The following is a 12,574-nucleotide window of genomic DNA, read 5'->3' on the forward strand; positions in this document are numbered from 1 at the left end:
TATAGATAGAAACAGTCTATTCTATCTATAACAACTTTTCAGGCTCAGGAGGAGCTATCATGAAAAGAAAGCTTTTTTCTAGTATTACAGCTCTAGCACTCACTATGAGTATTTCCGGTCAAGCAAAAAATGGCCCTATCGTGGATAAAGTTATCTACGATGTTCGAATGGACCAAACCATTGCGATTAAAGATACTGCAGAAGGTAAAACCGATGTATTTTTTACCGGGCTAGATGCGGGGACATTCTTCGGTATCCCAAAGGCAGACTTAGATAAACTTTCTGTGTATGCGGTTCCTTCCGGTTCCTGGTCTCTCTTACTCAATCCTATTCCCAACGAGGCTCCGTACACCTTTAAGGCAAAAGATGGGAAAGAAATATTTAATCCCCTGGCAATTCAGGAAGTTCGCTATGCCCTTAACTGGCTGATCGATCGTAAGAAAATCGTGGATGAAGTACTAAAAGGTGGTGGAGAACCTATGTTCACCGCCATGACACCTGGCCAGCCGGGGACCTATCGATTCAATCTCATTCCTGCCAAGCTGGGTATGACCTCCCGGGGGAATGAAAAGCGGGCCCTCGATGATATTGAAAAGGCCATGCAGGCTGCGGCTAATTTACCAGCTAACAAAGGGAAACTCGTAAAAAGCGGCCAGTGGTGGACCTACAATGGGGAACCCGTCACTGTGAAGTTTATGATCCGGGTAGATGATCCTACCGGAAGGCTCCCCATGGGTCGATATGTAGCTGACCAAATTGAAAAGGCAGGTATCAAGGTAGAACGCCTCGAATACGACCGTTCGAAAGCGGGTAAACTTGCATACTATTCCGACCCCGCTGATTGGGAGTGGTCAATGTACACCGAGGGTTGGGGTGCAGGTGCTACCCGGGCCTGGTGGGACGTTTCGGTTAGCCAGATGTACGCGCCCTACTTCGGATATATGCCCGGCGGAAAAACCGAAGGGTTCTGGAATTACAAAGACGATACCATTGATCAGATGGCACAAAAACTATATAACGGCTGGTTCTTAACCGCCGACGAATACTGGGGGGACAACCTTAAGGTTACCGAAATGGCCCTGAAAGAGGCGATTCGTATCTATATTGCAAGCCAAACCCAGTATTATGTGGCAAACAAGAACCGCTTCAATAGCCGTATGCTCTATGGTATGGGGGATGGACTTAACAACTGGTCGGTCCGTTCTGCCGATGTAAAAGCCGATAACAAAGGAGAAAAGGTTCTGCGCATTACCCAGTATTCGGCTCGGGGTGGCCTTTTCATGAGTTCCTGGGATCCGGTCGGAACCGATGGATTTAGTGATGTCTATTCCGCTGCTATTGTAGAAGCCTGTACCGATCCTTCGACGTTTGAAGCTCCCCACAATGCAAAAGACACACCGCTGCGGGTAAAGTATGACCTTAAGAAGCTGGAAACTAAAATACGGGCCGGGAAGGATGGTAAACCAGAGGGACTTATTCCGGTGGATCCCACGGCAATTATGTACAACTCGAGAACTAAAAAGTGGGAAAGCGGCATTGTGTATAAGGAAGTAGAGCCGGGTAAGTATGACTATGTAAAAGAGGCAAAACCCACGGCATATAGCAAGCTTTCCGATGTGGAATACATCTATGGCAAATGGCATTCAGGACAGCCGGTTACCATCGCGGACATCATGTATGCCTCTGCCTTTGTGGCTGAATGGGCAAACAAAGATGGCGAAAACGATCCCTATTATGATGAAGCTTTGGCCGCTCAATATCAACCGGCTATAGCCACATCCAAAGGGATAGTACTTAATCGTAATGGGACCTTTACTTCCTACTATGACTTTAACTGGCCCATGGACCTTGATCGGGTTGCCGCAAGTGGTGTAGTAAGTCCTAAAGCAGGTAATCCTGGTCGACAAACCCTGGTTTCCTTCGAGATTTATGAGGCCCTGGCTAAATTGGTGGCGGAAGGATCCCAATCCGGTACAGTTTATTCATTTACAAGCGACGAAGCGGTTACCGAGGTGGACGTCATCAATCCTAAATGCGTCGCAGACATCAAGGCAAAACTCCAGGACTTTGTAAAAGCCCGCTATGTTCCCGATTCAATCAAGCAATGGATCACCGCAGATCAGGCGGTGGCTCGATACAATGCGGCCATCAAATTTATCGATACCTATGGACATGCCTATATTTCTAACGGGCCCTTCTTTATCAGTAAAGTAGATTACAATGCTAACTACATTGAACTCTCCGCATTCCGTGATTATCCCTACAAATCCGATTATTTCCCCAAACTCTTTGCTACTACCATGACCCGGATCGACAATATCAAGGTTCCAGCCAGTGTTAAACGAACAGAGGATGCAAAAATCGATATTACCGTTTCCGAGGTAGCATACCCCGCAGATACCGCCCGCGCTGCAAGTAATAAGGTGAACGTAACCTTAACCTTAATTAAAGCCGACAATTCTGAAACGGTCTATACCGCTCGTTTTGTAAGTAACGGGAATTTCCAGGTTACTATTCCCGCTAAAGATCTGGGAGCCTTGCGCCCAGGTTCTTACACAATTGTTATCCAGTCGGTCTTAGCAAACGAAGCTCCTGCGGTACAACCGGCTAATCTTGTAGTCTTTTAGCAACGGTAGTAATATATGAGATCGAGAGCGAAACTAACCAAATTCGGTTGGTTTCGCTCTTTTCCCTCTATTCGATATAAATCATTCTACCTACATCATCAAGGAAGTAAAGGATGTATAAGTGGTTTGCCCTTAAACGAATAGGTAAAGGGGTTATTACCTATGTGATTATCATGTTTATCCTTTCGGCCCTTTTTAACACGGTAGTAGATAATACTATGAGGGCCTCTATCGAAGAACAGGTCCGTGCCGAATCGGTTCGTTTAAAAAACCTCCAGCCCGAGGCGCTCCAAAATTTTCAGCAACAGCGGAGAGAAGCGCTTATCTCGTTATACCGCCTCGATCGGCCCATGCTGGAACGCATTATGTTTCGCACCTGGAATACCATTACGTTTAACTTTGGTAAGTCCACCAGTATCCGTTCTTCCCGGGGAGATCGGGAGGTGCTTACCATCGTAGGAGAAGCAATCCCCCGGACAGTGCTCCTTTTTACCGTGGCCGCTTTTTTTGAAATTGTGGTGGGTATTATTCTAGGACTTAAAAAAGCACAGAAACCCGGCGGTTTTATTGATCGATCCTCTAGTTTTATCACCATGATCGTCTATGGGATGCCCACGTTTTGGCTTGCCATGATCCTTATCATGTTTTTTGTGTATCAACTTAAATTATTTCCCTCAGGTGGTATTCATAGCATTCCTACCCCTCAGGGTATTATGTACTTTATCGATATGCTCTGGCACATGGCACTTCCCATGCTTACCCTGGTTCTTATCGGGTTTTGGGGAATCGCCTTTGTGGTCCGCAACATAGTCCTCGGCATTTTACAGGATGATTATATTATGGCCGCCCGCGCCCGGGGCATCCCGGAACAGTCGGTGCTTTTTAAACATACCCTGCGGACCGCCGCCCCGCCGCTTATCACCATGTCCATACTTTCCCTCTTAAGTTCCATTTCAGGGGCTATCATTTTTGAAGGTATTTTTTCCTGGCCGGGCCTGGGAAATCTGTACTGGATAGCGGTACAACAGAACGATATCCCCGTTCTCATGGCTAATCTGGCAATCACCGTCGGACTTTACCAAATCGGACTTATACTTTTGGATCTCACCTATGGATTCATGGATCCTCGCATCAAGGTTGGAGGGAAATAGCGGCCATGAAAGACTTCTTTGGTGCTCTCAGCGATTTCTGGAAGGAATTCAAAAAAGAAAAAACAGGCCTTATTGGTCTTGGAATAGTAATCGTTTCGCTGTTGATAATTATCTTTGAGCCCCTTCTTCTTCCGTGGAAAGATACAAACACGAAATGGCGAAACATTGATTACTGGCAGGATAACACCCCCAGTGCACCCCCGGTGTGGACCAATTGGTTTACTCCTACGAAGGCAACACCTACCAGCCGTATCGACGAATACGCCCATGAAATTCATGATGATGAGGCAGGTTTTGTTTCAGAAACCTATACGTTTACCTATCATTATGACACCGATTCTTCTCCACAGGATATCATTTTTCATATGATGGGCAACGGGACTTTCCCGTTAGTGTGTGAAATAGTCCGTCCCGATGGGAATACCATACCATTTGCCCAAATATATGAAGAAGGCCTCTTCGATCAGGATATTCGTCTTTCTCTCAATAATGACGGGAAAGATGCGGCCTTTGAATTACTGAAGCAATATGTCTCTGAAGAAGTGGTAGAACAACTCTCTAGCAGAAGCATCCAGAGCACTTCCATATTTTTTGGGGCCCTTTCAGATAAGAGCCTCGAGGCGTTTGCCCCCCTTAAGGGAACTTATCAATTTAAAATTACCATGTATCGAACAGATGAAGAAAGTAGCATCAAGGCTCCCTATGTGATTGTAACAGGCGACGTCTCAGGATTGTTGGGAACCGATTCGGAGAAACGGGACCTTTTTTCTGGCCTATTAGCGGGTCTTAAGTGGGCCCTCGCCATTGGGATAGTAACCTCCGCTATTTCGGTTCTTATTGGAGTGATGTATGGCATCATCTCTGCTTATTTTGGTGGATGGGTCGATACCGCCATGCAATTCATATATCAAGTATTTAATTCGATTCCCGTATTACCGGTCCTTATAGTAAGTTCCGCTATCTTTAAGCCAAATATTTATACCCTCATTGGGGTGATGGTGTTTTTCTTCTGGACCGGTTCGGTGATGACGGTCCGTTCTATGGCGCTTCAAATAAAGGAGGAAACCTACATTGAAGCGGCTCGCGCCCTGGGTGCAGGTCATCGTCGCATCATCTTTAAACATATGGTTCCCCTCCTTATCCCGTATAGTTTTGCCTCCATGGCCCTTTCGGTTCCCAGTGCCATTGTCTATGAATCCTCGGTGAGTCTCCTTGGTTTAGGGGATGCCACTATCGTCACCTGGGGACAGATTCTTCACGACGCCATCCAGGCGGGGGCTATTTTAAAAGGTATCTGGTGGTGGGTACTTCCTCCGGGTCTGCTCATTTCCATCATGGGGATGTCCTTTGCATTCCTGGGATTCTCCATGGATAAAATTCTGCATCCTAAACTGAAAACAAGGTAATATCACTATGGAAAGCATTCTCGAAGTAAAATCCCTCCAAATGCATTATATGACGAGCCATGGAGCGGTGCGGGCAATAGACGATATTAGTTTTAACCTTTTCCGGGGCGAAACCCTGGGGCTTGTGGGAGAATCGGGGTGTGGAAAAACAAGCCTCGGTACATCCCTTCTCCGGATGCCGCCGCCACCAGGAAAATATCTGGGGGGAGAAATTATTCTAAATGGCAAAAATATTATTCCCCTTTCAGAAAAGGAAATCCGAAAAAACATCCGATGGCGAAGTATTTCCATGGTGTTTCAGGGAGCGATGAACTGTCTTACCCCTGTGTTCACTATTGGGAAGCAAATGCTGGAAACCCTGAATGAACACCTATCAATGCCCCGAAAAGAGGCAGAAGACCTTATCAGCGAGTATCTCCAGTATGTAGGTCTATCAAAAGAGGTGATGCACCGCTATCCCCACGAGCTTTCGGGGGGTATGAAACAGCGGGTGGTTATTGCGAGCGCCCTCTTTCTCAAACCTTCGGTGGTGATACTCGACGAACCCACCACAGCCCTCGATGTGATTGTCCAGGCCCAGATTATCAATCTGCTCAAACGATTAAAACAACAATTCAATCTTTCTTTTATTTTTATCACCCACGACTTAGCCCTAGAAGCGGAAATAGCGGATCGTATCTGCGTCATGTATGCGGGGAAAATCGTAGAATTGGGAAGCAATGAACAAATTTTTGGGTCCCAGGGTCCAGCCCATCCATATACCCAGCGATTATTGAATGCTACGCCCCTTCTTTTTAGAAAAACAAAACAACTGGAATTTATTCCCGGTACGCCTCCCGACCTTATTGCGCCGCCTAAGGGGTGCCGTTTTGCGCCTCGATGCAACAAGGTTTTTTCCCGTTGTTATGAAGAAGAGCCACCGCTCATTTCTCTTGAAGAGGGGCACCTCTGCGCCTGCTGGTTACATCAACAATAGGAGGATACATGGTAAGGGACTTCGGCGTTCTGCGGGTTATTCCTACTGGTCATCCCATAAGACAGGTAATGGAAAGGAGCTTTTTGTATGAATGACATTGTATTATCGGTGAGAAATTTAAAAAAATATTTTAGACCCCATAGAAATCTTGTACAAACAGTACTCAAGAATACTCCCGTTCGTCCTATTAAAGCGGTGGATGATATATCTTTTGATATCACCAAAGGAGAAATATTTGCCCTGATTGGCGAATCCGGTTCAGGGAAAACCACCACAGGGAAGCTCATTATGAAGCTCCTTGACCCCACCGGCGGCAGCATTTTCTTTAACGGCCAGGATGTCACCCATCTTTCCAAAAAAGCGCTGGCTGAATACCGGAAACGGGTTCAAATGATCTTTCAAGATCCCTACGCATCCATGAACCCCCGCTTCCGTATTCGAGATGTAATGGAAGAACCCCTGATTATCCATAAAGTAGGTTCCCACCGGAAAGAACGGCACGCCCTGATCGCCAAGGCACTCCAAGAGGTAAAGCTTACCCCCCCTGAAGAATTTATGAACCGCTGGCCCCACATGCTTTCGGGGGGACAACGCCAACGGGTTGCGACAGCCCGAACCCTCCTCCTTCAACCATTGCTCTTAGTGGCAGATGAGCCTGTATCAATGATAGATCTTTCTACCCGGGCCGAGATCCTTCATATGATGAAGGAAGTCCAGCAAGATTTAGGACTCAGTTATCTGTATATCACCCATGATCTTTCAACGGCCCGCTATTTCGCCGATCGCATCGCCGTTATGTACCTTGGGAGAATAGTAGAAGTCGGCCCGGCCGACGAAATTATTGATAATCCTCAGCATCCGTATACGCAGGCTTTAATTCAAGCCGTCCCTGAGCCTATTCCAGGGAGGGTAAGTACCATAAAAGAACTTCCCATAAGTGGGGAAATCCCTAATCCGTCGAATATTCCTGAGGGCTGTCGTTTCCATCCCCGTTGTCCCTATGCCACCGAGGAGTGTAAGAATCAGGAAGAACCTGTGCTTGTCCCCCTTTCTACCAATTCGAATCACTTCCACGCCTGCAGGCGAGCTGGACAGTTTACACCGATAGGGAAAACATCGACCCAGGTCTAGCTTAGTCGGTCTTTTCACGCCGGTAGAACCGCATAAGGGAGTGTGTTAGTACTTTAACCAACCAAGTACGGAGGGCCCTTGACAGGGCTTCCTTTTGTAGGATAATGTTAAGAGCCTTTAGTGGAGCGGTGTCCGAGCGGTTTAAGGAGGCGGTCTTGAAAACCGTTGAACCTGCGAGGGTTCCGGGGGTTCGAATCCCCCCTGCTCCGGAGAGCCGGCATAGATCCGGATGGTACTTTCTTCCGAAGAGAGGCAGAAGGGGTTCCCCCTCCGGGGGATTCGAACCGACGCCTTCGCCGACCAGCGGGAGGAAAAGGCAACAGGATGCTGCCGGCAGAAGGCGGAGGCGGGTTAGAAGGAATGGACAGGACGTCCATGACCGAAAACCGAATCCCCCTGCTCCGGTGATCCTCCAGGAACGCCAGGAAATCCACAGAAGGTAATTAGTGGAGCGGTGCGAGAGAGGCCGAATCGGGCTCCCTGCTAAGGAGTTGTACCCCTAAAGGGTACCGGGGGTTCGAATCCCCCCTGCTCCGAAGAACCGGCATAGAGCCGTATGACACTTCCTTCCGAGAGAGGCAGAAGGACTTACCCCCCGGGGGATTCGAACCGACGCCTTCGCCGACCAGCGGGAGGAAAAGGCAGCAGGATGCTGCCGGCAGAAGGCGGAGGCGGGTTGAAAGGAGTGGACAGGACGTCCATGACCGAAAACCGAATCCCCCCTGCTCCGAAGAACCGGCATAGAGCCGTAACATATTTGGTGCCATAAAAAAGCGGCACCAGACCGAAAAACTGGGGAACCAAAGAGACCCAGTTTTTTTATGAGGCTGTAGCTCAGCTGGATAGAGCTTCAGATTGCGGATCTGAAGGTCGGAGGTTCGAATCCTCTCAGCCTCAGGCTTTTGGAGAGATGCGAGAGCGGTTGAATCGGACGGTCTCGAAAACCGTTGAACCCGTAAGGGTTCCGAGGGTTCGAATCCCTCTCTCTCCGCTGGAGTATTTCGTTGGTAAAGGAAGCGAGGGATTCGAACCGAAACCTTCGCCGACCAACGGAAGGAAAAGGCGGCAGGATGCCGCCGACAGAAGGCAGAGGATGGTCGGAAGGGACGTGCAGGATGTACGTAACTAGAGCCGAACCCCTCATTCTGCTGAGATAAAAGTGCATCTTTTTATGGAGAGATGACCGAGTGGCCGAAGGTGCACGATTGGAAGTCGTGTGTACCCCTAAAGGGTACCGAGGGTTCAAATCCCTCTCTCTCCGCTACTTCCCATCATCAGGAACCATGCGAAAAAGCTCTACCCAACCCCGCCAGGTCCGGAAGGAAGCAACGGTCAGTAGGGTCTTTTTGCGCCGTGGACCTCCTGATGGTGGGATTTTTTATTCCCAGCGGCGGGGAGGCTGTTTGCCCATATAATACGCCGCGGCGGTCGTTCCTCTGCTACCCGCCTTATCAAAACAAGGAGTTTCTTGTGCAAAATTCCCAACAAAAAAGCATCCCTTCCAACACATTTCGGTACCTTGATCTGGTAATGGCCTATTTTGTGGCGGTGCTCATTATTAGCAATGTGGCATCCTCTGCAAAAATCGTAGACCTGGGTTTTTCCCTTTTTGGAGTTCCCATGGCCTTCGATGGAGGAACCCTTCTCTTCCCACTTTCTTACATATTCGGGGATATCTTAACCGAAGTCTATGGATTCCGGGCATCCCGTCGGGTCATCTGGACAGGCTTTTTCTGCCTTGCCCTAGCAAGCCTTATCTTTTTTGTTTTAAAACGGCTCCCTGCGGATGCTACCTGGGAAGGGTATGCGGGCTCTACAGCGTACGATGCTATTCTGGGAGGCATGAGCAGTGGGGGCATAGCCCTGGCAAGTCTTGCGGGCTACTGGGCAGGAGAATTCTCTAACTCGGCTGTCCTGTCGCGAATGAAAGTTCTTATGCAGGGAAAACATCTTTGGATGCGGACCATCGGAAGCACCCTGGTTGGTGAATTGGTGGATACCACCGTGTTTGTTTTTGTGGCTTCCCTCTTTAACGTATTTGGCTGGGAACTCTTTATCACCCTGGTACTCACAAATTATCTTTTTAAGTGTGGCGTAGAAATTCTCATGACCCCCGCCACTTACAAAATCGTAGCTTTTCTTAAAAAGAAAGAAGAGGTAGATACCTACGATGTGGGGGTAAAACTGAATCCCTTCAGTTTCTCTCAGAAATAACATTTTGGAAGAGCCCCTCTCTGCGACCCGGCAAGAGAGGGACTAGGGGGAAAGCAAAGCATTGGATTAGAAGGCCCCTTCTAAGGAGGATTTGGCAGAGGAATACTCCTAAGGGGCCGAGAGGGGTCCTCTTTTTTAAAAAAGAACCTGCCTTATTGGTACATGATAAGATAAGGGCGAGGATTCAGACCATACACTTCCTTAGGCGACAGGAGGGGATCGTCAAATCCTGCACCGGGAATACCGGATTTAAAAAACAACTTAAAAGCTTTCACCGGCATATTGGTTGCCAGGGCATTGTATTGATAGGTAGCCCGCTTCATGGCGGGTGGGCCAAAACCATCGGCACAATGAACCAGCCGAACGCGACTAAAATCCGCCCTCACCTGCTCTCGGTTTTGTATCATCTTCCAATTAAATTGATGGATTACCAGCATCCGCTCTCCGGGGATATCATGTTCAATAAGGTATTGCTCCATTACCTGTTGAGCCCGGTTTATCTCATCGGCCGTCACAGACCCAATCTCTTGCATAGGCACGGTGGTACGCCATTCGGGGTCCAGCGCCAGATGCACATGGGGATACCGCAAATAGGGTAACATCTTTTTTAAAGAATCAATCACATCGTAACGACCAATCTGATGATCCAGAAACACGAGCATGTTTTTTTCTAACGCAAAATCGATATATTTTTTTAAGAGCCCTTCAGAAATGATACCGATCTCGCCCTTTGGCCAAACAGTACCATAGATAATATAAAAGGCAAGACGAATCTTTCGCCCCCCGCTTACCGCCTCATATTCCTGCCCAAGCTGCACAAGCCGGGCATACAATTCTTCAATCGGGTATACCCCTAAAATTCCCATCTGCCGGGAACCGGGATGTCCATAAAATGCCAGGACATCCTCGTTCAAGAGGATAGATTGATAATCCGTTACCGATCGCCGTTGATCATAATATTCCTTTTCGGATGGAACCCAGTACGGTCGGCTCCGGTCCTCTTGCTCTTGCTGACGGACCGCCTCGGTGTAATAAAAAAAGGGAAATGGCGCCTTTTTCGTGTGAATTCCACCGGGGAAACCTTCTTGCCGGACCACCGACGTAACAGTCTGAGCAAAAAGGAAAGAGTTCCCCATCCCGATACCCAATAAAATTATTGCACTGTATGCCTGAACATATCGAAAGAAGTCCATGGTACTGTATCTATCGGCAGAGAAACGGTTGTTTCTAAAGGGGGCTTTTTGTTTTTCTTTTTATCTTAACGATAATACCGAAGACTGAAAACACCCTCTTTAGGAGGTATCCTCCTAAAGAGAAAGGGATACCTTAACTCTGCCCCACCCCCAGCACATCATCCGTTTACCCGATTTCTTCTAGTTTTTTTTCTACCTCTTCCAGCTTCTTTTGAAGTAACTGAATAGTGCGCTCAAGGCGCTGTTTTTCCCGTTCCAGGTGCTGACGGGGGTCTTCTGCTGGGGGTTGCCGGATAATGCGGGTACGCACTTCATCGGGACTTTTCCCCTGTAACAAGGCACTTTCCGCGGCCATCCGTAGTTCTTCGTTCCGGATACCCGCTACCATCCGCATGTTTTCTGCGCCAAGTGAAGGATTAAGGTTATACTGATACATTTTCATGGCCACCCGGGCCGCCGTGCGGGGAAGACACAGGACCCGATCGATATAATCCTCAAAACGGCCCCCAATCTTTTGGCAGAGCTCATGGGCCTTAAGAAGGAGCTTCCCTAATTCTTTGATTAACGAGCCATTGGCGTAAATATACTCGTTTTTTATTTTTTTGGTGAGTTCCACCAGATCTGGACTTGTATCAAAAACGTTTGAGTAAATTCCTAGAGTTTCAGCTTTTTCCAGCAATTCATGGAAGATGGCCCAAAACTCCGCGGTATGGGATCGGCTACTCAACAAACCTCCCCGGGCACAGGCATGCAGATGATGGGCATATTCGTGAATAGCCGTATAAAGCAAAAGATTCGGGTCATTAAAATTCCGGTTATGGATGATTATTTCCCGACTTTCCGGTTTATAGAGGCCATTTACTTTCTTACTCTGTTTACCGGAAAAAATTACCGAAAAATCAAGCGGCGCTTCCTCAAGCCGTAACAGAAGTTCCTTCACCTGGTCCTGATTCATTGATGTATTTCTCCTTTCTGCATCATTCTTCTTCTTTTTCTCTACTACCGTTACTATTCTAAAAAACGCCCATTTTCTCCAGAGCAAGGGAGGCCGCGACTAAAGCGGCCGTTTCGGTTCTCAGGGCCCGCTCCCCCATAGAACAACGGATGAAACCAGATTGATCCAATAACAATCGCTCCCGGCTCGACCAGCCCCGCTCAGGGCCAATCACCACATAGGCCAGAACAGAGTCCCCCGAGGGTAATTGCCCCCCAGAGGACAAGCCGTCTTTTCTTGTGGTCGACCCAGAAATGGTTTCTCCATCGGCTCCTTTATTGGGAACTACCACCCTCTGTAACGGCGGTACTGCTCCTATGGAGAGCGCCGGATTCACATTATCGGGAGCAAGACGAAGAATACCAGGGGCTTCCCTTTTGTTCACCATAGCAAGCCAGTGATCCAGCGACACGAATACCTCTACCTGAGGAAACACCGTGTCCCGGCTCTGGATAAGGCCCTCTATCATGGCTTCCCGGGCCCCGCCATCTTCTAATAAGTGGGTGTCCCGATAGGACTTTTCTCCCAAATCGGAGCCAAGGATATCAATATGAGAGAGCCCCAGGCTGGTCAATTCCCGCAAAAGGCGTCGAAGTTGAATGGGCCGAACAAAGGCCACCCCTATCCGGAGGGGATGTTTAGGTGGCGGAGCCGTATCAAGGTTAAGCTCTACCGTGAGGCTCCCATCATTCGCTATAGCCACAATCCGGCCCCTTCCCCACAAGCCACCAAGGACCCCCGCATCAAAGGTATCGCCTACCTTTTTATGGAGCACTTTACAGAGATGGATAGTCCGGGGATCCCGCCGAGGTAGGGGACGACCAAGTTCATCGGGGGAAAAGAGCACCAAATTCATAGAGTTTTTCTACCATAAAACCTCTT

At 48.4% G+C, this 12,574-nt stretch carries 9 protein-coding genes, 5 tRNA genes and 1 other RNA gene; 12 read left to right on the forward strand and 3 right to left on the reverse strand.

From position 1 onward, the window contains the following. The first annotated feature begins 59 nt into the window (after nucleotides 1-59). From C5O22_RS03615 to C5O22_RS03665, 12 genes are all read left to right on the forward strand, one after another. Nucleotides 60-2,627 carry an ABC transporter substrate-binding protein gene (locus tag C5O22_RS03615; protein ID WP_132779838.1) on the forward strand — a complete coding sequence of 856 codons (2,568 nt, stop codon included), beginning with the start codon at nucleotides 60-62 and terminating at the stop codon, nucleotides 2,625-2,627. Nucleotides 2,628-2,740: 113 nt separating this feature from the next. Then, nucleotides 2,741-3,778: an ABC transporter permease gene (locus C5O22_RS03620; RefSeq protein ID WP_132779839.1), complete on the forward strand. Its 1,038-nt coding sequence runs from the start codon at nucleotides 2,741-2,743 to the stop codon at nucleotides 3,776-3,778. A 5-nt stretch (nucleotides 3,779-3,783) separates the two neighbouring features. Next, nucleotides 3,784-5,184, forward strand: coding sequence for an ABC transporter permease (locus C5O22_RS03625; protein WP_132779840.1), 1,401 nt, complete (start codon nucleotides 3,784-3,786; stop codon nucleotides 5,182-5,184). A 7-nt stretch (nucleotides 5,185-5,191) separates the two neighbouring features. After that, entirely contained in the window at nucleotides 5,192-6,160 is a 969-nt protein-coding gene (locus C5O22_RS03630) for an ABC transporter ATP-binding protein (RefSeq protein WP_132779841.1), read from the forward strand. Between the two features lie 87 nt (nucleotides 6,161-6,247). Then, nucleotides 6,248-7,291, forward strand: a complete 1,044-nt coding sequence (locus C5O22_RS03635) for an ABC transporter ATP-binding protein (protein ID WP_132779842.1) — start codon at nucleotides 6,248-6,250, stop codon at nucleotides 7,289-7,291. Nucleotides 7,292-7,413: 122 nt separating this feature from the next. Then, nucleotides 7,414-7,500: transfer RNA gene (locus C5O22_RS03640), tRNA-Ser, on the forward strand. Nucleotides 7,501-7,739: 239 nt separating this feature from the next. Further along, a tRNA-Ser gene (locus tag C5O22_RS13460) sits at nucleotides 7,740-7,827 on the forward strand. Nucleotides 7,828-8,114: 287 nt separating this feature from the next. Continuing rightward, nucleotides 8,115-8,188: transfer RNA gene (locus C5O22_RS03645), tRNA-Arg, on the forward strand. A gap of 7 nt (nucleotides 8,189-8,195) precedes the next feature. Then, nucleotides 8,196-8,282: transfer RNA gene (locus C5O22_RS03650), tRNA-Ser, on the forward strand. A 182-nt stretch (nucleotides 8,283-8,464) separates the two neighbouring features. Continuing rightward, nucleotides 8,465-8,552: transfer RNA gene (locus C5O22_RS03655), tRNA-Ser, on the forward strand. A gap of 11 nt (nucleotides 8,553-8,563) precedes the next feature. After that, nucleotides 8,564-8,662: signal recognition particle sRNA small type (gene ffs, locus C5O22_RS03660), an RNA gene on the forward strand. Between the two features lie 99 nt (nucleotides 8,663-8,761). Next, a complete protein-coding gene (locus tag C5O22_RS03665) occupies nucleotides 8,762-9,505 on the forward strand; it encodes a queuosine precursor transporter (RefSeq protein WP_243692858.1) in 744 nt (247 codons plus the stop codon). 152 nt (nucleotides 9,506-9,657) lie between these two features. Here C5O22_RS03665 and C5O22_RS03670 read toward each other — a convergent pair whose 3' ends face one another. The 3 genes from C5O22_RS03670 to C5O22_RS03680 form a co-directional block, all read right to left on the reverse strand. Continuing rightward, the gene (locus C5O22_RS03670; RefSeq protein ID WP_207895342.1) at nucleotides 9,658-10,698 is read right to left on the reverse strand and encodes a hypothetical protein; all 1,041 of its coding nucleotides are present in this window, start codon (nucleotides 10,696-10,698) and stop codon (nucleotides 9,658-9,660) included. A gap of 166 nt (nucleotides 10,699-10,864) precedes the next feature. Continuing rightward, on the reverse strand, nucleotides 10,865-11,653 hold the full coding sequence (locus C5O22_RS03675; protein ID WP_132779843.1) for a hypothetical protein: 789 nt from the start codon (nucleotides 11,651-11,653) through the stop codon (nucleotides 10,865-10,867). Nucleotides 11,654-11,711: 58 nt separating this feature from the next. Continuing rightward, nucleotides 11,712-12,548, reverse strand: coding sequence for an RsmE family RNA methyltransferase (locus C5O22_RS03680; protein ID WP_132779844.1), 837 nt, complete (start codon nucleotides 12,546-12,548; stop codon nucleotides 11,712-11,714). Between the last annotated feature and the right edge of the window lie 26 nt (nucleotides 12,549-12,574).

It is taken from the genome of Treponema sp. J25 (genome assembly GCF_004343725.1).
In the GTDB taxonomy this organism is placed as follows: Bacteria; Spirochaetota; Spirochaetia; order Treponematales; family Breznakiellaceae; genus J25.